The sequence below is a fragment of the Thalassolituus sp. UBA2009 genome (assembly GCF_002335285.1).
In the GTDB taxonomy this organism is placed as follows: domain Bacteria; phylum Pseudomonadota; class Gammaproteobacteria; order Pseudomonadales; family Oceanobacteraceae; genus Venatoribacter; species Venatoribacter alkanivorans.
This window is the reverse complement of record NZ_DDCJ01000058.1, coordinates 68,930-88,141: the sequence shown is the minus strand read 5'-3', so window position 1 is coordinate 88,141 and position 19,212 is coordinate 68,930. Positions and strand designations below refer to the sequence as shown.

The following is a 19,212-nucleotide window of genomic DNA, read 5'->3' as shown; positions in this document are numbered from 1 at the left end:
GATTTAATGCGCCGGATCAAAGAATCCTAACGCCCTGTCGCCACACGGCTGAGATCCCAGATAGGCAGGAAAACCCCCAACGCCAGAACCAGTACCATTAAGCCGAGAAAAACCAGCAGAACCGGCTCAATCGCATCAGCCAGGCGCTTCAGATCGTAATCAATTTCCTGCTCATAAAAATCCGCAACCTCATCGAGCAAACTATCAACCGAACCGGTTTCTTCTCCCACCGACATCATCTGTAAAACCAGTGGGGTAAACAGCCCGGTCGCAATTGCTGTATTCGTCAGGCGATCGCCGCGCTCAATACCATGCTGCATACTCTTAACCGCTGCACCGATAAAGCGATTACCGACACTCTCGGCAACAATAGAAAGTCCCTGCAGAATTGGCACCCCCGCCGCCATCAGCATGGCGAAAGAGCGGGAAAACCGCGCCAGAGCAATACGCTCGAAGATTCCGCCCAATATCGGAATTTTCAGCTTTTTCTCATCCCAGAACAGGGCACCCTGCGGTGTTCTTACGTAGCCCCGGAATGCCCAAAAGGAAACGCTCAGCATCACCAGTAAGAACAACCAGTAATCCTGCATAAATTGTGATGTGCCCATTAATACGCGGGTAGCCCAGGGAAGCTGGGCGCCAAGATTATTAAACACCCCACTGAAGCTGGGTATCACAAACATCGTGATCACGACCATCGCAATACTGATACTGCCAACAACCATGGTTGGGTAGCGTAATGCGGCTTTAATCCGCTTACGGGTTTCACGCTCCATTTCCAGGTGCGAAATCAGTTTCAGTAATGCATCCGCCAAATGCCCCGTAGTTTCACCGATATGCACCATGCTGATAAAAATGGGAGAGAAGTACTGCGGGTATTGACGGAAAGCAGTCACCAGATCCGACCCGGATACCAGAGAACGATTGATACCATTCAGTGTATTTTTTATGGCGGGGTTTACCGATGACTCTGCCAGCCCGGTTAAGGCACGGATAATAGGAACACCTGCTTTAGTCAGCGAGTAAAGCTGCCGTGTCAGCAGAATTAATTCGTCCGCACTGATACGCTCGCGCGCCCACAGCTTCATGTTTAAGCCGGATGATTCCCGGACCTCTTCGGCCTCATCCAGCGCAAGTACAATGATCTGCTGTTGCTGCAACTGATCCAGCGCCGACTGGCTGCTGCCGGCGGCAATAATTCCATTCACCGCCTGGCCACGGTTATCACGGCCACGGTAAATAAATTCAGCCATTGGCCAGATCCTCTTCCAGAGTTGCTGACACCCTGAACACCTCTTCCAGCGAAGTTACTCCGGCACGGGCATAATCCAGTGCGCACAAAGCCAGGGAACGGAATCCGCTCTGGGCGGCAGCTTGTTCAGCAAACAACTGCGCATCATCATGACGCAATGATGCAACCAGCTCGGGAGTCATTTCCAACAGCTCGTAAATACCAATACGTCCCTGATAACCGGTATTGTGACAGTGATGACAACCACGGCCACTGAGGTAATTGTGAGCCGAAGATCCCGGTTCCAGTACATCCAGCCAGGCCTTTTCTTGTGCGTCCATAACATGCGGCTGCTGGCAATGGCGGCATAGCTTTTTGACCAGACGCTGAGCCACCACCGCGCGCAGCGATGATGCCACCAGATAGCGGTCAACCCCCATATCCATTAAGCGTGCGACCGTTGATACCGCATCATTGGTATGCAACGTTGATAACACCATATGGCCGGTCATGGCTGCACGCAGACCAATTTCAGCCGTTTCGTGGTCACGAATCTCCCCGACCAATACAATATCCGGGTCCTGGCGTAATGCGGCACGTAATACCGTAGAAAACTCCAGGCCGACTTTACTGTTCACCTGCACCTGATTTACCCGCGGCAAGCGGTATTCAATCGGGTCTTCGGCGGTAATGATCTTTTTTTCCGGCTGATTCAGCACACTGAGAGCAGCATAGAGGGTAGTGGTTTTACCACTACCGGTCGGACCTGTGACCAGTATCAGGCCATGAGGCCTGTGAATCAGATATTCAAAACGCTTCTGTAGTTTTTCCGGCATCCCCAGTGTTTCCATACTGAGAATTCCGGCACTCTGATCCAGCAAACGCATCACCACCGATTCACCGAACTGCACAGGCATGGTCGAGACCCGCACATCAATATTTTTATTCGACACGCGGATATTAAAACGCCCATCCTGTGGTAAACGTTTCTCAGAAATATCAAGACCAGACATAATTTTCAGGCGTGATACTAATGCCGAAGCAACACGCTTTTCTTTCATAACCTGTTCCTGAAGTTCACCATCGACGCGCAGACGAATACGCAGCTGGTTTTCTTCCGGTTCGATATGAATATCCGATGCTTTAATCTGTACCGCATCTTCAAACAGGCTTTGCAGTAAGCGTACAACCGGCGCTTCATTAACATCGGATGACTGTGCCATCTGATCAATATCAAATTCACTGCCACGCAGCTCGCCTTCCAGCTCACCGGCGATGGTCGCCATCTGCTCCTGACGGCGGTAAACCGTATCCAGAATAGAGAGGAGCTCCTGCTCACGGATAAACGCAGGGAAGATCGCTGTCTTGAGGATTCGCTGCAGATCATCAATCACCATCAGATCGGTAGGGTCTGCCATACCGATCAGTAAGCCATTATTTTCCTCAGACAAAACCAGACAGCGATAACGCCGGGCATGGGTTTCCGGCAGACGCTGTACCAGATGATTATGAATACGGAAACGGGCCAGATCGATAAACGGATAATTAAAAAAATCGGCCAGCGTCCTCAGCAGTTCATCTTCTTTAACAAAACCCAGATCAGTAATCGCCCGGCCCAGCTTTTTCCCGGTTTTTTTCTGCTCTGCCAGAGCCTGATGCAGCTGATCTTCGCTGATCAGGCTCTTTTCCAGCAGCAGATCTCCGACACGGACACGTTTACGACTCGGCGTTTCCATAACTCACCTTAAACTCTTTAATCTTTGCTCAACCCAGCGCTGCTGATCAGGGGTCAGACGATTCTGCTCATAAAGACTCTCCAGCACGCTACGTGCCTGCTGATTTCGCCCGGCAGAATGCAAAGCCTGAGCTAACGCCAGTGGCCAGTTAACAACATCCGGCTGCGCAAGGATCAGCTGCTGGTAAACCCGGACAGCATCGTCATAACGGCCAAACAAATGCAGACCCGGTGCTGCAACAGCAAGCCAGTAAGAATGGAGAACAGAGGCATGCTGCGCATAAAACTGCAGAAATTGCTCCCGTTCCTTTTGTTCAAGGTAAATACGCAGTTTGATGGCGAGATAGTCTTCCCGCCCGGCCAGAGCCAGTGCCTGATTTATATGCTCCAGTGCCATGGAAAACTGCTGACTGGCAAGATCATCCAGCGCCTGCAAATAATGTTGTTGCGCTTCCTGATCGCTGCGCACCACCGAGGCAGCACCTGCTGACGCAGCCGGTTCTGCTTTCTCTTTTACAGGTTTTTCTGCAGCAGTGAGGACTGACAGCTGAGGCTGAGTTTCCTCTGCAAAAGTATTCTGCGCTCCGGCCCGAATCTCATTATTTGAAGTAATGACAGCCGTAATCTCTTCTGCTGCGGCCGGCTGAGTATTTTCAGTATTGGAATCCGCCGGAATATCTGCATTTTCCGGAATATCTGCGTTTTGTATTGCAGCAGGCGCTGCAGCCTCTGTTATAACCTTTTCAGGGCCGTTTTCTGTTAACCGCTCAGACAGATAAAAAAAGACCGGAATTAAAATCAGCAACAGCCAGAACACAGGCTGATAACGGCGAAAACGTAATTGCGCCGGGAAATAGGCTGCAGCAGGTGTTTCATGATCCAGCTGCAAAGAAGGTGGTAACACCGGCTGTACGGCGTCACGTTTATCGATATCCTGCAGAACCTGATGCAGCAAGCTCATATAAGCACCAGAACCACAGCAGCAAACAGAGTAGAAAGGCGCAGCCATGACCAGTCCGGCGCAGATGGGTAAGCACCTTCGGTATCGGCCACCGCTTTTGCCACATGACGGGATTCCAGCTGATGGCTGCCATTGCCATACCCCACCAGCAATGTTTTTGCCGCAAGAATATTAACCAGTCGCGGAATTCCGCGGCTGGCCTGCCACAGATGCTTAAGCGCCGATGCCTGAAACAGCGGCATGCCACGATACCCGGCAATACTCAGGCGTTGTTGCAGATACACCGCCAGAGCTTCGCTGTTATTTAACGGCCGCAGATCTGCACTGTAAGTAATACGCTGTAATAATTGGCGAAAGCGGGGTTGAGCAAGCGTCAGATTAAGCTCAGGCTGGCCGAATAAAACAATCTGAACCAGCTTCTGCCGTTCGGTTTCCAGATTGGAGATCAGCCGCAGTGCTTCCAGCGTATCCTCCGGCATGCACTGCGCTTCATCAATAATCAGCACGACCGGCTGAGCGTTCAGTGCAAACTGCAGCAGACACTGCTGAATATCTTCCTGCACCTGAAGATCGCTTTTATTTTCCGTGTTTAATCCAAGCTCACGGGCAATGGCGCGCCATAACCCTTCTGCGCCTAATGCCGGATTGGGAATATAAGCAGTGCGCACGCCATCAACACTGAGAGCATTGAGCAGACGGCGGCACAATAATGTTTTGCCGGTTCCGACTTCACCGGTAACTTTTATAAACCCTTCACCGGACGACAATGCAAACAACAGCAGTTCGAAGGCCTGCTTCTGACTGGGCAATTCCACATAAAATTCGGTATTGGGCGTCAAGCCAAAGGGTGGCTGTTTAAGGCCATAAAATTGCTCACAGGCCTGGGTCAGCTGAGTCATATCCATACTCACCTCCGGGCGGGCATCAGCCGTGAATAGCGCCGGTTAAGCTCATCCACCTGCTCACGACTCAGTGCGGAATCAATGACCTTGGGCTGAATCAGGATGACCAGTTCGCTCTGCACAATTTCTTCCCGGGTCTGACGGAAGAACCAACCCAGAACAGGAATGCTCCCCAACCAGGGAACGCTGGCATCTGTACGCACTTTGCGGTTCTGCATCAGGCCACCAATAACCACCACCTGACCGGAGCGGGCACGGACAATTGAATCGGTTTCGCGCACGGTACTGTACGCCAGAGGCAGAGTGTAATCGTCGTTATTCAGCTGCACTGTTTTTACTTTTTCTTCTACCTCGGTCACGGTGGGGTGAACGTGCAGAGTCACTTCCTGATCGGAACCGATCTGCGGTGTAACGTCCAGAGCAATACCGGAGAAGAATGGCGTCAACTCAATATCCGGTGTATTGGAACTGCCGGTTGTTGTTGACGTTGTTGTGTTGCTGACGTTGGTAACAAAAAACTCGTCTGATCCTACTTTAATGACCGCTTTCTGATTATTAACAGTGGCAATGCGCGGGCTGGACAAAACTTTTACATCACCCTGTGTTTTTAATAACTGCAGCGCTGCAGTAAAGTCGGTTGCAGTAATATTGAGCGAGAAAATACCATCAATTAAATCGGGGTTGGTTAATGCGGTCGCAGACTGAGTCGCATTGTAGGTATAGCGGCTTCCCTGCTTACCAAAGGCTCCCCAGTCAATACCCGACTGAAAGCCATCACTCAGTGTCACTTCAACAATTTTTGCTTCAATCAAAACCTGTTTCTGTACGCTTAGCTCCGCTTTTTCCAGATAGCTGGCAATATGATTTAACGTTCCCGGCATGGCTTTTACCACCACGATACCGGCATGAGCATCAACCACCACCTGTGCATCGGTTTCCTGAGCCAGCATCAGTTGCAGGGTATTTTTTAATCCCTGCCAGAAATCAGTATTGGACTCGGTATCAACTTCACTGCTGTTAATGGTTTGCGAACTGCTGCCCGAGGTGGTGGTGTTGGTCTGAGTGCTGCTTTGACGCGAGTCGGTCGATGTCACCTGGCCGCTGCTGACATGCATGCCGGAACGTCCGGCACGTTTTACGTTAAGGTAATTAATCGGAAAAATACGCGTTTGCTGCTGACGCGGTAAAATCTGCACCCCATAGGCTGACTGCACAAAATCAAAGCCGTAGATATCACGCACGGCCTGCAGAGTTTCCAGCAAAGTTACGCTTTTTAAATTCAGACTGATATCGCCGCTGACTTCGGGATGAACCACCAGGTTATAACCCGTTCCATCCACCAGGCTGTTAAAAAAGGCGGTGGCCGGTGTACGGTCGGCCAATACGTCAAAATGCTGCGGTGGCGAAGACGGCTGCTGATTCAGCGGTGGCAGCAGTTGCTGCAGATCGAGATCAGCCTGCACAGGTTCCGCTTCAGTCTGCAGCAGCAGATTATCAGCCGTTTCTTTATCCTGTTGGGTTTTAGGCGCAGACGCAGCGCAGCCACTCAGCCACGGCATAAATAAAGCCAGAGTCAGCAGAGAAAGAATGCGCAATGGTGCAGAACGACTGGCAATGACAACAGACAAAATAAATACCTATTCAGAAATACGTCGTGTATTAACAAGTAAAGACAGTTCATGCCGTTTCTGCCGGATTTTCACCACAACCTTATCCGCATAAATCGCCATAACCTGAGCTCCGTCAACAACATCGCCGGCTTGCACCAGACGGTTATTAATAACAGCGCGGTTATCGCCTTTACGGATCAGGATCTGCTGTACCCGCAGAGGCACATCCGCTGCTGCTGCCGAAACCGGCGCCCGCTGCAGCCAGGGCGGTGGCTGCGTCGGATCGGCGGCAAAGACGGCAGCTGCAAGCCCCAGCCAAAGCATCGGTAACAGACGAAACTGCTTTTTCAGCATGAAAGAATATTCAGCCACCCAGTACCTCCTCACGCATACTCAGGGTATATACCTCAAGCGTCAGTTCGCCACGGGGATGCTGATCAACGGTAAAATTCAGCTCTTGCCAGAACAATCGCCAGGGCATGGCATCCAGCCGTTGCAGATACGCCAGCAAGCCATCGTAGCTGGCATCAAGAGTCAGGCGCAGGCCGTGACGGTAGAGTTGTACATCGGCAAATTCTTCCCCCAGGCCGAGCCGTTCACGCGGCAGATTGACCAGGCTTTTCAGTTGCAGGCGCTTGTCCTGCTTCAGCATTTGCTCCAGCAGGGGCACCATCTGCGCCGGAGATACCAGGGCATCGGTCAGGGTAGCGATACGCCGGTTCATATCAGCCTGCTGCACCTGCAAACGGGCAAGCTCATCCCGTAAAGGCTGGTTGGGATCGGTCATCACCTGCAGCTGCAGCTGTGCCAGCTGCTCCTGTAATTGTTGATTCTGTTGCTGCTGGCTGGCGGTTGTTTGCTGCAGCACTTCGCTGCGCTGCCACAAAGGTTGCAGCAGGAATAAGGAAAACAGAGCAAGAATGACGGCATGCAGAATAATCTGCAGCAACAGCTGCTCACGCGGGAGCAGTTTTTTATAAGCAGTAATAAGCTTTTGCGCGAGCGGATGACGCCACCAGTACACTTTGTTGCGGGAGCTCATAAACGCCCCCCGCTACTTATCTGTTGCTGATTGCGTGTGAGATTCTGTCTGGTTGTTAACTCTGCAGTGCCCTGCTCTGCTGCGGGAGCTTCTGTATCCAGCACAAAGCTGAGCCAGCGCTGTTCGCTGCGCTGTATATCAATCTGACTGAATGATTTACCCGCATAGGCGCTGCGCTGAAGCAGCTCAACCACATAACGGGACAGTTTCTCTGGTTCATCAACAAACCCCCGCAGCTGTACCTGCTGACCGCCTCCGCGCACGCTGAAGCCCTGCAGCCAGACACCGCGAACCTGCTGCTCTCCCAGCTGAGCAATCAACGGGGTAAACGACTGGCTTTGCTGCAATTGCTCGCGCCCCAGATAAAGCAAAATTTTCTGACTGTCAGCCAGCTGTCGCCTTGCCTGTTCAAGCTGCTGCTGCAAACCGTTATCGACCACCAGTGGCGGGTGACGTGCCATTTCGTCTTCCAGCTGCCGGGTCAGATTCTGCGCAAACTGGTTTATCTGCTGCTGTTCGTGCTGCAGCCACCGGGAGTAGCCCAGCAGCACAAGTGCAGCCACCAGCAGCAGTACAGCAGTCAGCCCGAGCTGCAGTAACAGCTGCCTGACATCACGCGGCAAAGCCGGTGGACGGAATTCTTCAAGGTAAAAATTAACCCGCTGCCGAATCTGCCAGGTCATCAGGCCACCTTTCCGGCAACAGGCAATGCCGCGTCGTTCTGTTCAAAAGAAAGAGCATTACCCAGAGCAATAGCGAGTGAAGCGGTCAGTGTTTCCTGGCCGCTGTTACTGAATGCCGACTCCAGCAACAGGCTGCGTACCGGAATATTCACGCTGCGCTCCAGCTCCGGTAATAACTCACTGACATCAGCATTATCAGGCACCAGAACCCAAAGCTGGCCAACGACACCCATGCCCAGTTGGCTGTCGAAATAATCCAGAGAGCGTTGAATATCCAGTGCCAGAGCATCAACCCGGCTGTCGGTTTCCAGGCTGAGTTCACCTTCACCAGCAGAGGCTAAACCCAGCGCGCGGGTGCCGGTATTCAGCCTCCGGGAAAGATACAGTCCGCCATCGCGGTAGAGATAAATCATGCCGTCGTCAGCATCCAGACGCAGTACACCAACGGCGGTTTCCGGCTCCATTTCAGCCACCAGATGCAGCAGACTGAGCTCCGGAATGATAATGCTGTGCAACTGTAACTGCTGATGTTTGCACCAACGCACAAGTTCTTTAATCCGGCGATGATCGACCACCACCGCAAAGGCCATCTCCAGCCGCCGGCGATAAGCATCAGCGGGCATACGGAAACCCTGAATGATTTTTTGTTCTGAGCCTTGCGGCAGAAGATCGCGCATGCGGAAACGCAGAGCATCGCCGAGTTCGTCATCGCTCACTGCCGGCGCCTCGACCAGATGCAGTTCATAATCCAGAGCATCCAGTGACAACACCACCGGAACCCCCTGCAACTGCTGACGGCCAACCCAGGCTGCCAGACCATCCAGCCCCTGCTCTGTATCTGCAGGACGGTAACACTCCCGCACGACATCCGCTTCACGCAACACAGCAAAGCCTCTGCCCTGATGCAATTCGATGCCCAGACAGCGTGAATCCTGAAGACTTTTTTTCTGCCAGGGCCAGCGCATCGCCACCTCTTTAAAACAAAATAATCTAAAGAGAGTGTAGACCATGATTCTGGCGCAGGATGGCCAATGTCTGTATTCAGTCAGAGCCGGGGAATCTATAATGCCCGACTGTTTTTAAGGCCAGGTACTATGTTTAATATTGTTCTGTTCGAACCCGAAATTCCGCCTAATACCGGCAATATCATCCGCCTGTGTGCCAACACAGGCTGCCGCCTGCATCTGATTGAGCCTCTGGGCTTCAATATGGAAGAAAAGAGCCTGCGCCGTGCCGGACTGGATTACAGCGAGTGGGCCAGCGTAAAAATCCACCCCAACTATGACGCCTTTCTCGAAGCCGAACAGCCACAGCGTTTGTTTGCCCTGACCACCAAGGGCCGCCGCACCCATTCCGACGTCGCCTTCAGCGCCGGCGATTATCTGATGTTTGGCCCGGAAACCCGCGGCTTACCGGAAGATGTGCGCATGAGCCTGCCGTTTGAACACTGGCTACGACTGCCGATGATGCCCGACAGCCGCAGCATGAACCTGTCCAACGCGGTGGCGGTGATGGTTTATGAAGCCTGGCGACAACTTGGGTATACTGGCGGCTCCTGATCCGGGGAGTAAGTCCATGAAATTCCTGCTGCTGATCGCCACCCTCCTTACCCCGCTGCTGCATGCAGCAAGCCCCCACGAAGTACTCACCGACAAACTCAGCCGCCCCTGGGGCATGGCCTTTGTCGCCCCCGGCCAGCTGTTAATCAGTGAACGCAGCGGCCAGCTTAAATTATTCGACACCGGGCAACGGCAATTACATGCGGTACAGGGCGCCCCCAGGGTGTGGTTCGATGGTCAGGGAGGGCTTTTGGACGTTGCCACTGCCGCCGACTATCAGCCCGGCGGCTGGATTTATTTCACCTGGAGTGCCCCGCTGCCAGAGAATCGGGCCGCCACCGCTCTGGGGCGGGCCCGTCTTGATGTCAGCCAGCGCCCTCTGCACCTCAGCGACTGGCAGACACTGCTGATCAGCCAGTCGGCGAGCAGCAGCGGCCAGCACTTCGGCAGCCGCATTGCCTTCGATGCACAACACGTATTTTTCAGCATCGGCGACAGAGGCGAGCGCGACAACGGCCAGCGCCTGGACACACACGCCGGAAAAATTCTGCACCTGACCCGTAACGGCAATATCCCCGCCGACAATCCCTTCATCAATAAACCCGGAGCCCTGGCAGAGATCTGGAGTTACGGACACCGCAATCCGCAGGGCCTGGCATACGATGCTGCCAACCAGCGTCTGTGGGCGATTGAGCACGGGCCGCGCGGCGGGGATGAAATCAATCTCATCATAAAAGGCCACAACTACGGCTGGCCGGTTGTGTCGTGGGGAAAGGAATACTGGAACCCAATGTATGTCGGCGAGGCCCGCAGCCGCCCGGATATGACCGATCCGGTCAAGATGTATGACCCCTCGATCGCGCCCGGCTCGCTGCTGTTTTATCAGGGAAAAGCTCACCCGCAATGGCGGGGCAATCTGTTAGCCGGAGCGCTTAAATTAACCCACCTGAACCGCATCACCCTGGGCGGCACTCAGAATAAGCCACAGGCCGTGGCCGAAGAGCGGCTGCTGACCGATCTGAACGAACGCCTGAGAGCACTGGCAACCGACAGCAGCGGCAAGCTCTATATCGCCACCGACAGCGGCCGCCTGCTGCGCTATTAAGGCGGCCGCGTCCATAAACAACAAAGGCCGCACCCTGACGGGTTGCGGCCTTTATTTATGCTGCGCAGCATTATCTGCGCAAGGGAAAACACTCAGCTCAGTGAGTGGTTTCCTGCTCGGCAGACTCTGCCTGAGCCTGCTGAGCTTCCTGCTGCATACGCTGCTGGAACAGGGCATCGAAGTTAATCGGTGCCAGCATCAGTGCCGGGAAGCCACCTTTAACCACCAGGCTGTCGATGCTTTCACGCAGGTAAGGGAACAGGATGTTCGGGCACATGGCACCCAGCATCGGCTTCAGCTGTTGCTCAGGAATGTTCACCATGGCAAACAGACCGGCCTGTACCAGCTCTACCAGGAAAGCGGTTTCGCCATCATTGGTCGCGGTAACGGTGACCTTAACAGACACTTCGTAGTGGTTATCATCGAGCTTACGCGCACCGCTGTTCAGATCCAGTTTGATCTCCGGCTTCCACTCTTTGGTGAAGGCCTGTGGTGCATTAGGAGCCTCGAAAGAAGCATCTTTGATGTAAATACGTTGCAGAGCGAACTGCGGCTGTTGATTGTCGGCCATGTCGTAACGTCCTTCTGATTATTATGCGCCGGAGCAGCCTCAGCTGCGTACCACCGGCAGGTTCTGATTAGTCCACTCCATCATGCCGCCACTCAGGCGTACAGCGTTGAAGCCCTTTTCGCGCAGCATCTTGCCCGCCACACCGACAGTCTGGCCGGTCTTGCACACCAGAATGATCGGGCGCTCTTTGTGAGCATCCAGTTCATTCAGGCGGCTGGCCAGATTGCTGTACGGAATGTTCATGGCATTGGCCAGATGACCAGCGCTGAAGTCTTTCTTGTCGCGGATATCCAGCACGACGGCGTTTTCTTTATTGATCATTAATGTGGCCTGAGCGGTCGATACCGTCTGGCCGCTGCGCCGGCTGTTGTCCCACAGCAGAGCCGCCAGAAATGCGCCCCAGATAGCCACCAGCTCGATGTGGTTGCCCACAAATTCAAATAGACGATCCATAACTACTCATCATCACCCGAAAAAAGAAGGCGGCAGTATAGCGTCTGCCTGCCCGCGGAACCACCGGACTGTTCAGGTAAGTAAAGAAGGTCAGAACATAGCCTCTGCCCGCCTGCGGAACCACCGGACTGTTCAGGTAAGTAAAGAAGGTCAGAAAACAGCACCTGCCCGCCCGCGGAACCACCGCCCAGACCAGCCATTGCACACAGACCGGCTCTGCCTGCCGCCGGCACTATCGCAGCGAGAGATAAAATCAATGGCTGAGCACGATTTTTGCCTGCTCAGCAGGGCGACGAGCGCCGTGTTTTTTGGGTACAATGGCGGACTTTCGTGGCAACGTAACCGAGTCTGTTTTAATGAAATCGCGTCCTGTACCTACTGCTCTGATCATTCTCGATGGCTGGGGCTATCGTGAAGAAACCGCCAACAACGCCATTGCCAACGCCAATACCCCAACCTGGGACCGTCTGCTCAAGCAGTACCCTAACGTACTGATCCAGACCTCCGGTGAAGCCGTGGGCCTGCCCGACGGCCAGATGGGTAACTCCGAAGTGGGCCATATGAATCTGGGTGCCGGACGCATCGTTTATCAGAATTTCACCCGCATCAACAAAGCCATCAAAGACAACGAACTGGCGCAGAACGAAGCGCTCTGTGCCGCCATCGATAAAGCCGTTGCCAAAGGCGGTGCCGTACACTTTACCGGCCTGCTGTCACCGGGCGGTGTGCACAGTCATGAAGACCATCTGGTAGCCCTGCTGGAAATGGCCAAAGCCCGTGGCGCTGAGCGCGCTTATGTACACGCCATTCTTGATGGCCGTGATATGCCACCACGCTCTGCCGCGCCTTCCATTAAAAAGATTGAAGACACCTTTGCCCGTCTGGGTAATGGCCAGATCGCAACGGTGATCGGCCGCTTCTTCTCGATGGACCGCGATAACCGCTGGGAACGGGTACAGGCTGGTTACGATGCCATGACCCTGGGCAGTGCCGAATTCCGCGCCGCCTCGGCCAGCGAAGCCCTGGCCAACGCTTATAGCCGTGACGAAAACGACGAGTTCGTGAAAGCCACCGTTATTGAGGGTGCCGACGGCCGTGTACAGGATAACGATGCGGTGATCTTCTTTAACTTCCGCCCTGACCGTGCACGCGAACTGACCCGCGCCTTTGTCTCCGGCGATGAATTCAAAGGCTTTGAACGCGCTGCCCGTCCGCAGTTAACCGACTTTGTCATGCTGACCGAATACGCCGCCGATATTAAAGCCAGCTGTGCCTTCCCGCCGGCCACGCTGAGCAACGGCATTGGCGAATACGTATCCAATCTGGGCCTGACCCAGCTGCGCATTGCCGAAACCGAAAAATACGCCCACGTTACCTTCTTCTTCTCCGGTGGCCGCGAAGAAGAATACGCCGGCGAAACCCGCATTCTGGTGAAATCCCCGGATGTAGCCACCTATGATCTGCAGCCTGAGATGAGCGCCCCGGAAGTGACCGACAAACTGGTCGCTGCCATTAAAAACCGCGAATTCGATCTGATCGTCTGCAACTACGCCAACGGCGATATGGTTGGTCATACCGGCGTTTACGACGCAGCGGTAAAAGCCGCCGAGTGCATCGATGAATGCATCAGACGCGTGACCGACGCCCTGCTGGAAGTGGGTGGCGAATGCCTGATCACCGCCGACCACGGCAACGCCGAACAGATGCTGGATGACAATGGCGAAGCCATGACCCAGCACACCACAGGTCCGGTTAACCTGATCTACGTGCACGACCGTGCCGAAGCCGTACAGCTGAATGCGGGTCGTCTGTGTGACGTGTCGCCAACCCTGCTGAGCATGATGGGTCTGGAGCAGCCGGCAGAAATGGACGGCAACAGTCTGGTCAGCTACGGCAACTGATATGAAATCACTGTTGCTGAGCGGCTTCTGCCTGGCGCTGTTGTGTCTGCCGGCGCAGGCCGACGACGAAGCGAAACTGGATGCGCTGAAAACCGAAATTGCCAAGCTCGAACAGTGGCTGAACTCAGCAAAAGATGAGTACAGCCAACTGAACGATGCGCTGCGTAAATCGGATAAAGACATTGCTGAGCTGAGCAAGCAGATCGAGCAGACCCGTGCCCGCCTGCAGGAGGAGAAAGACCGCCTAAAAAAGCTCAGACAGGAGCAGGGACAGCTCCGTCAGCTACAGGACAAACACCGTCTGCACCTCGCTGAGCAGCTGCGCGCCGCCCAGCGTATCGGTTCAGAAGGGCCGCTCAAACTCCTGCTTAATCAGGATGATCCGCAACAGGCGCAGCGTATGCTGCGCTACTTCAGTTATTTCAATAACGCCCGCATTGAGCATATCAACCAGATTCTGGCCGAACTTGAACGGTTGGATAATCTCGCCGAGCTGATTGCACAGCAGGAACAGCAACTGCTGAGCACCGAAAAAAAGCTGCTGGATAAAAACCGCGAAATGGCAGCCAGTAAGCAGGAACAGCAACAATTACTGGCTAAACTCGCCGGGCAGATGAAAACCGAACAACAGCGTCTGAGCCAGAAACAGGCCGACCGCAAACGTCTGGAAGCCCTGCTTAACGAAGTTCAGACCCTGCTGGTCAACAGCCCGCGTAAAGAAGATGCCCGGCCGATTACCGCTCTTAAAGGCAAGCTGCCGCGCCCGGTCGATGGCCGCGTACTGCATGCCTTTGGCAACCGCAACAATGACAGCATGACGCGCTGGGAAGGCTGGGTGATGAGTGCCCCGGAAGGACTGCCGGTGCGTGCCATTCATCATGGCCGGGTGGTGTATTCCGACTGGCTGCGCGGTTTTGGTTTAATCACCATTATTGATCACGGCCAGGGCTATCTGAGCCTGTATGCCCATAACCAGACACTGCTGCGCGATGTCGGAGCCTGGGTCAATCAGGGTGACAACATTGCCACCATCGGCCGCAGTGGTGGCAGTACGGAACCGAATCTGTATTTTGAGATCCGTTATAAGGGCCGCCCGCAAGACCCGGCTGCCTGGCTGAAACGATGATGTCAGCGGCGCTGCAGCCGCCTTAACAGGTTCTGACTTTTGTGCCATTCTTCAACGCATTGACCTGAATTGAGTATCCCCATGTCGTTATCTTCTGTTCTGCCCCGCCGTATTTTTCCCTGGTTTGGTTGTACTGCGGTCTGCGTACTCGCACTGGGGCTGACGCCGGTTAATGCTCAACCCGCCGAAGACAGCGCCGCCACGCCTGCTGGCAGCGAGCAGGTACAGCGTCCACAGGGCCAGCTGCCATTGCAGGAACTGCGTAATTTCACCGAAATTTTTGAGCGTATCCGCACCGCCTATGTTGAAGAGGTGGATGATAAAACCCTGCTCGAGTACGCCATCAACGGCATGCTTACCTCCCTTGATCCGCATTCGGCCTATCTGCAGCCTGAGGCTTTTTCGGATCTGCAGGAAAATACCTCAGGTAAATTCGGTGGCCTCGGTATTGAGGTGGGCCTTGAAGATGGCCTGATTCTGGTGGTCACCCCGATTGACGACACGCCCGCACAAAAAGCCGGAATCCGTGCCGGTGATTTAATTGTTTCGCTGGATGGCGAAGCCGTGATGGGCATGAGTCTGAACGATGCTGTGGAACGTATGCGCGGCGCACCGGGTTCTGAGATTACCCTGGAAATCCGCCGTAAAAATGAAAAAGAACTGCTGACCTTTACCCTCGCCCGAGCCGAAATTAAAGTCGCCAGCGTACGCACCGATATGCTCAGCGGTAACGTCGGCTATGTGCGTATTACCCAATTTCAGGAGCACACCGGCAGTGAGCTGGCCGCCGCTATCGAAGACTGGCGCTCCAAAGGCAATCTGAACGGCATTATTCTCGACCTGCGCAATAACCCGGGTGGTGTTCTCGATGCTGCCGTAGAAGTGGTCGACAGCTTCGTCAGCAAAGGTCTGATTGTGTACACCAAAGGCCGCACGCCAAGCGCCGAAGTCAGCTATTCCGCCACCAATCACACAGCTGCAGGCGACGTGCCGGTGGTGGTACTGATTAACGGTGGTTCGGCATCCGCTTCAGAAATTGTTGCCGGTGCACTGCAGGACCATCAGCGTGCCGTGATCGTCGGTACTCAGTCGTTTGGTAAGGGCTCAGTACAGAGTGTGCTGCCAATCACCGAAGACCGTGCCGTTAAGCTGACCACCGCGCGTTATTTCACCCCCAATGGCCGCTCGATTCAGGCACAGGGCATCAAGCCGGATATCTGGGTGGAACAAAGCGAAGTAACCCCTTACGAACAGCGCTTTTATAAAGAGGCCGATCTTCCCGGCCACCTGAGCAACCCGACACGTAAAGAAGAAAAAACTCAGGATAAAAACGCTAAAACCGCCGATACAGCGACCAGTGCAGACGCCAGCGGCGAGTTGCTGAAAAAAGATTTCCAGCTGTACGAAGCTCACACCCTGCTGCGCGGCGTTACCATTCTCAGTCCCCGTCCGGAGGCCTGATTGCTGCAACGCTGCTCCCGGCTGGCTACGGCCAGCCTGTTCACCCTGCTCAGCCTGATTTCAGCCTCTGCAACCATGGCCGCTCCCCCACAGGCCAGCGCCGAGTTATTGCTGATTATCGACGATATCGGCAATAACCACCGCCTGGGTAAGCGCACGGTCGGACTGCCCGGACCGCTGAATCTCGCGTTTCTGCCACATACGCCTTATGCCGCAGCACTGGCCGAGGATGCCTTCAGTGCGGGCCATGGCATTCTGCTGCATGCCCCGATGGCCAATGAAAAAGGCGCCCGCCTTGGCCCTGGTGCCCTGACCAGCGGTATGGATCAGGCCAGTCTGCAACAAACCCTGACCGACAATCTGGCGGCCATCCCCCATGTCCAGGGGATGAATAACCATATGGGCAGTCTGCTCACCCAGCAGTCCGATGCTATGCGCTGGGTGATGCAGATCGCCCAGCAACAGGGACTGTTTTTTGTCGACAGTCTGACCAGTCCGAAAAGTGTGGCTCTGGAACAGGCCAAAGCGGCTGGCATTCCCGCTCTGGAGCGCGACGTTTTTCTCGATAATGACATCCGCCCACAGGCACTGCATCGTCAGTTCGGGCAAGCTCTGCATCTCGCCAAGCGTCGCGGTTATGCCGTTCTGATCGGCCACCCTTATCCCGAGACACTGGACTTTCTTGCCCGCGAGCTGCCGGCTCTGGGCATCCGGAATATCCGCCTGACCCGTATTGATGAGTTTTTGCAGCAGCGTCTGTGGCAACCACTGGAAAGCCCGGCTCTGGCTCCGTCACGCTACCTGCTGCGTACCAACGGCAGCAGCCTGCAGCCCTGATAATCTTCTCCCGGCAAGACTTCCGACCGTAAAAGACTGTAAATAGCCGTGTTTTGGTACGCCACGATACTTGTACGTTAGTTTTGTTTTGGATAATCTGGGCAGGATTTTGTGAGGGGCAAATAATGATAAAAAAACTCAGCACCGGCCTGCTGCTTGTAATCGCCTGCAGTGCCAATGCCACCGATGACTACAGCAAAGAGCTGTATGATATTTATTGCACGGCCTGTCATGCCGTCGCCGCCTCCGGCGCACCACAAGCATTTACCTCCGAATGGGACGACCGGCTCGACAAGGGCATCACCACCCTGGTCAATAACGCCATTAATGGTATCGGCAATATGCCACCCATGGGGACCTGTGCAGAGTGCAGTGCCGAAGATCTGGAAGACATCATCCGTTATATGGCACAGGAGCAATAGCCGTGAATTTTGACCGTATTCAACTTAACCGTCGCAACCTGCTGAAAGCCGCCGGCGCAGGTCTGGTTGCCGCCGGTACTGCTGGCTGCAGCTCCAGCGTAAAACCTCAGGAAAACCCAGGCATCATCGGCAAAGACGGCAAGCGGGTGCTGCCATGGAGTAACTGGTCCGGTAATCAGCACTGCCAGCCGAACGAGCGCCTGGTACCACGTAACGAAGACGAACTGCTGAACATTCTGCGTAATGCCACCCAGCCTATCCGCAGTGTTGGCTCTGGTCACAGCTTCAGTGCACTGGTACCAACCGATCAGACCCTGCTGTCTCTGGCACGCCTGCGTGGTGTCGAAAACATCGACAGCGACGCGATGGAAGCCGACGTCTGGGCCGGTACGCGCTTGTCGCAGATCGGCGACAAGCTGTGGGAACACGGCTTATCCACCATCAATATGTCTGACATCGACACCCAGGCCTTTGGTGGTGCACTGGCAACCTCGACTCACGGTACGGGTAAAGAACTCGGCACCCTGTCGACCCATGTTAAAACCCTGCGCATCGCCAATGCCGCCGGTGAAATGCTGGAATGCAGCGCCAGCCAGAATGCTGACCTGTTTAATGCCGCCCGTAACAACCTGGGTGCTCTGGGCGTTGTAACCAAAGCCCGTATTCATGCCGACAAAGCCTATTATCTGAAAGAACACAGCTGGATGATGTCGGAAGACGAAGGCCTGGAACGCGCCGAAGAATTGCGTGATGCACACCGCCATTACGAAATGTATGCGCTGCCGCACAGCGACTATATGCTCGGTATTGCCATCGATAAAATTGATCCGTCCGAAATTCCGGCCGATCAGCCTGAACCCAGCGGCGATGCTTATGAAGCCTTCCGCATGATGTCGAACCTGATCGACTATATGCCATTCGCCCGCAGCTGGCTGGTGAACTTTGGCGCCGGTGGTGTGGAACCTGAAACCCGTTACGGTAAATCGCACGAGATTTTCGGCAACCTGCGCGATATCCGCTTTAACGAAATGGAATACACCGTACCGGCTGAAGTGGGGCCACAGTGTCTGCGCGAAATTCTGCAGACCATTAAAAAGCAGAATATTCCGGTGATTTTCCCGATCGAAGCCCGCTACATTAAAGGCGACGATGTCTGGCTGAGCCCGTTTTATAAGCGCGATGGTTTTGCCATCAGCTGCCATAATTTCCACGACAAGGACTACAAAAAGTACTTTGCCGCGATCGAACCGATTTTCTGGAAGTACGATGGCCGTCCACACTGGGGTAAAATTCATACGCTGAAAGCCGCTGAATTTGCCGCCCGTTATGAACGTTTCAATGACTTCCTGCGCGTACGTAAAGAAATGGACCCACAGGGACTGTTCCTGAACGACCATCTGCGTTCAACGCTGGGGATTAGCTGATTTAATAATTGCAGTAATTAATCATCCGATAACAAATAAAGCCGGCAACTGCCGGCTTTATTGTTTATCCCATCAGAAACAGATAATCCCCAGCCGAATGCGGATTTATATTCATCAATCACCCCAAGGCTGCTATACAGGCTCGCCACTTCTTATCTCCGGCACACTTCTGGTAAGCTTGGCCGATGA

Annotated in this window: 19 protein-coding genes; 8 read left to right on the top strand and 11 right to left on the bottom strand. The window is 54.3% G+C overall.

The window, feature by feature from the left end; all coding sequences use genetic code 11:
- Window positions 1-26 precede the first annotated feature (26 nt).
- From B3P58_RS06450 to B3P58_RS06410, 9 genes are read right to left on the bottom strand one after another with little or no spacing between them, the layout of a single operon-like run.
- Window positions 27-1,253: a type II secretion system F family protein gene (locus B3P58_RS06450; RefSeq protein WP_225692159.1), complete on the bottom strand. Its 1,227-nt coding sequence runs from the start codon at window positions 1,251-1,253 to the stop codon at window positions 27-29.
- Entirely contained in the window at window positions 1,246-2,967 is a 1,722-nt protein-coding gene (locus tag B3P58_RS06445) for a GspE/PulE family protein (RefSeq protein WP_145469807.1), read from the bottom strand. Before B3P58_RS06445 ends, B3P58_RS06450 begins: the two co-directional genes overlap by 8 nt.
- A 3-nt stretch (window positions 2,968-2,970) precedes the next feature.
- The gene (locus tag B3P58_RS06440; protein WP_286716547.1) at window positions 2,971-3,927 is read right to left on the bottom strand and encodes a tetratricopeptide repeat protein; all 957 of its coding nucleotides are present in this window, start codon (window positions 3,925-3,927) and stop codon (window positions 2,971-2,973) included.
- Window positions 3,924-4,832: an ExeA family protein gene (locus B3P58_RS06435; RefSeq protein WP_225692157.1), complete on the bottom strand. Its 909-nt coding sequence runs from the start codon at window positions 4,830-4,832 to the stop codon at window positions 3,924-3,926. The genes B3P58_RS06440 and B3P58_RS06435 overlap by 4 nt, the downstream gene beginning before the upstream one ends.
- A gap of 2 nt (window positions 4,833-4,834) precedes the next feature.
- A complete protein-coding gene (gene mshL, locus B3P58_RS06430; protein WP_286716546.1) occupies window positions 4,835-6,457 on the bottom strand; it encodes a pilus (MSHA type) biogenesis protein MshL in 1,623 nt (540 codons plus the stop codon).
- Between the two features lie 9 nt (window positions 6,458-6,466).
- Window positions 6,467-6,811: a hypothetical protein gene (locus B3P58_RS06425; protein WP_286716545.1), complete on the bottom strand. Its 345-nt coding sequence runs from the start codon at window positions 6,809-6,811 to the stop codon at window positions 6,467-6,469.
- Complete coding sequence (gene gspM, locus B3P58_RS06420) at window positions 6,804-7,481, bottom strand: type II secretion system protein GspM (protein WP_230332660.1); 678 nt, start codon at window positions 7,479-7,481, stop codon at window positions 6,804-6,806. The genes B3P58_RS06425 and gspM overlap by 8 nt, the downstream gene beginning before the upstream one ends.
- Window positions 7,478-8,164: a hypothetical protein gene (locus B3P58_RS06415; protein WP_286716544.1), complete on the bottom strand. Its 687-nt coding sequence runs from the start codon at window positions 8,162-8,164 to the stop codon at window positions 7,478-7,480. Before B3P58_RS06415 ends, gspM begins: the two co-directional genes overlap by 4 nt.
- Window positions 8,164-9,129 carry a hypothetical protein gene (locus B3P58_RS06410; protein WP_286716543.1) on the bottom strand — a complete coding sequence of 322 codons (966 nt, stop codon included), beginning with the start codon at window positions 9,127-9,129 and terminating at the stop codon, window positions 8,164-8,166. Before B3P58_RS06410 ends, B3P58_RS06415 begins: the two co-directional genes overlap by 1 nt.
- Before the next feature lie 129 nt (window positions 9,130-9,258).
- Here B3P58_RS06410 and trmL point away from each other — a divergent pair, with 129 nt between their 5' ends.
- Window positions 9,259-9,723: a tRNA (uridine(34)/cytosine(34)/5-carboxymethylaminomethyluridine(34)-2'-O)-methyltransferase TrmL gene (gene trmL / locus B3P58_RS06405; protein ID WP_145469814.1), complete on the top strand. Its 465-nt coding sequence runs from the start codon at window positions 9,259-9,261 to the stop codon at window positions 9,721-9,723.
- 16 nt (window positions 9,724-9,739) lie between these two features.
- On the top strand, window positions 9,740-10,828 hold the full coding sequence (locus tag B3P58_RS06400) for a PQQ-dependent sugar dehydrogenase (protein WP_286716541.1): 1,089 nt from the start codon (window positions 9,740-9,742) through the stop codon (window positions 10,826-10,828).
- A 97-nt stretch (window positions 10,829-10,925) separates the two neighbouring features.
- Here B3P58_RS06400 and secB read toward each other — a convergent pair whose 3' ends face one another.
- Window positions 10,926-11,399 carry a protein-export chaperone SecB gene (secB, locus tag B3P58_RS06395; RefSeq protein ID WP_145469816.1) on the bottom strand — a complete coding sequence of 158 codons (474 nt, stop codon included), beginning with the start codon at window positions 11,397-11,399 and terminating at the stop codon, window positions 10,926-10,928.
- A 39-nt stretch (window positions 11,400-11,438) separates the two neighbouring features.
- Window positions 11,439-11,852 carry a rhodanese-like domain-containing protein gene (locus tag B3P58_RS06390; RefSeq protein ID WP_145469817.1) on the bottom strand — a complete coding sequence of 138 codons (414 nt, stop codon included), beginning with the start codon at window positions 11,850-11,852 and terminating at the stop codon, window positions 11,439-11,441.
- Window positions 11,853-12,208: 356 nt separating this feature from the next.
- Between B3P58_RS06390 and gpmI the strand changes: the two genes are divergently transcribed.
- From gpmI to B3P58_RS06360, 6 genes are all read left to right on the top strand, one after another.
- A complete protein-coding gene (gene gpmI / locus B3P58_RS06385; protein WP_286716540.1) occupies window positions 12,209-13,753 on the top strand; it encodes a 2,3-bisphosphoglycerate-independent phosphoglycerate mutase in 1,545 nt (514 codons plus the stop codon).
- A 1-nt stretch (window position 13,754) separates the two neighbouring features.
- Entirely contained in the window at window positions 13,755-14,879 is a 1,125-nt protein-coding gene (locus B3P58_RS06380; protein WP_186435969.1) for a murein hydrolase activator EnvC family protein, read from the top strand.
- A gap of 81 nt (window positions 14,880-14,960) precedes the next feature.
- Window positions 14,961-16,340: a S41 family peptidase gene (locus B3P58_RS06375; protein WP_286716539.1), complete on the top strand. Its 1,380-nt coding sequence runs from the start codon at window positions 14,961-14,963 to the stop codon at window positions 16,338-16,340.
- Window positions 16,341-17,177, top strand: coding sequence for a divergent polysaccharide deacetylase family protein (locus B3P58_RS06370; protein WP_286716538.1), 837 nt, complete (start codon window positions 16,341-16,343; stop codon window positions 17,175-17,177).
- Window positions 17,178-17,302: 125 nt separating this feature from the next.
- Window positions 17,303-17,599, top strand: a complete 297-nt coding sequence (locus tag B3P58_RS06365) for a c-type cytochrome (RefSeq protein ID WP_145469820.1) — start codon at window positions 17,303-17,305, stop codon at window positions 17,597-17,599.
- A gap of 2 nt (window positions 17,600-17,601) precedes the next feature.
- Complete coding sequence (locus tag B3P58_RS06360; RefSeq protein WP_230332654.1) at window positions 17,602-19,023, top strand: D-arabinono-1,4-lactone oxidase; 1,422 nt, start codon at window positions 17,602-17,604, stop codon at window positions 19,021-19,023.
- Window positions 19,024-19,212 lie beyond the last annotated feature (189 nt).

Excerpts from the sequence above, each read along its gene's own strand:
- B3P58_RS06390 (WP_145469817.1), bottom strand. The coding sequence starts at position 11,852 with ATGGATCGTCTATTTGAATTTGTGGGCAACCACATCGAGCTGGTGGCT.
- B3P58_RS06450 (WP_225692159.1), bottom strand. The coding sequence starts at position 1,253 with ATGGCTGAATTTATTTACCGTGGCCGTGATAACCGTGGCCAGGCGGTG.
- gpmI (WP_286716540.1), top strand. The coding sequence starts at position 12,209 with ATGAAATCGCGTCCTGTACCTACTGCTCTGATCATTCTCGATGGCTGG.
- B3P58_RS06435 (WP_225692157.1), bottom strand. The coding sequence starts at position 4,832 with ATGGATATGACTCAGCTGACCCAGGCCTGTGAGCAATTTTATGGCCTT.
- B3P58_RS06400 (WP_286716541.1), top strand. The coding sequence starts at position 9,740 with ATGAAATTCCTGCTGCTGATCGCCACCCTCCTTACCCCGCTGCTGCAT.
- gspM (WP_230332660.1), bottom strand. The coding sequence starts at position 7,481 with ATGAGCTCCCGCAACAAAGTGTACTGGTGGCGTCATCCGCTCGCGCAA.
- B3P58_RS06410 (WP_286716543.1), bottom strand. The coding sequence starts at position 9,129 with ATGCGCTGGCCCTGGCAGAAAAAAAGTCTTCAGGATTCACGCTGTCTG.
- secB (WP_145469816.1), bottom strand. The coding sequence starts at position 11,399 with ATGGCCGACAATCAACAGCCGCAGTTCGCTCTGCAACGTATTTACATC.
- B3P58_RS06445 (WP_145469807.1), bottom strand. The coding sequence starts at position 2,967 with ATGGAAACGCCGAGTCGTAAACGTGTCCGTGTCGGAGATCTGCTGCTG.
- B3P58_RS06365 (WP_145469820.1), top strand. The coding sequence starts at position 17,303 with ATGATAAAAAAACTCAGCACCGGCCTGCTGCTTGTAATCGCCTGCAGT.
- B3P58_RS06415 (WP_286716544.1), bottom strand. The coding sequence starts at position 8,164 with ATGACCTGGCAGATTCGGCAGCGGGTTAATTTTTACCTTGAAGAATTC.
- B3P58_RS06380 (WP_186435969.1), top strand. The coding sequence starts at position 13,755 with ATGAAATCACTGTTGCTGAGCGGCTTCTGCCTGGCGCTGTTGTGTCTG.
- B3P58_RS06440 (WP_286716547.1), bottom strand. The coding sequence starts at position 3,927 with ATGAGCTTGCTGCATCAGGTTCTGCAGGATATCGATAAACGTGACGCC.
- trmL (WP_145469814.1), top strand. The coding sequence starts at position 9,259 with ATGTTTAATATTGTTCTGTTCGAACCCGAAATTCCGCCTAATACCGGC.
- B3P58_RS06375 (WP_286716539.1), top strand. The coding sequence starts at position 14,961 with ATGTCGTTATCTTCTGTTCTGCCCCGCCGTATTTTTCCCTGGTTTGGT.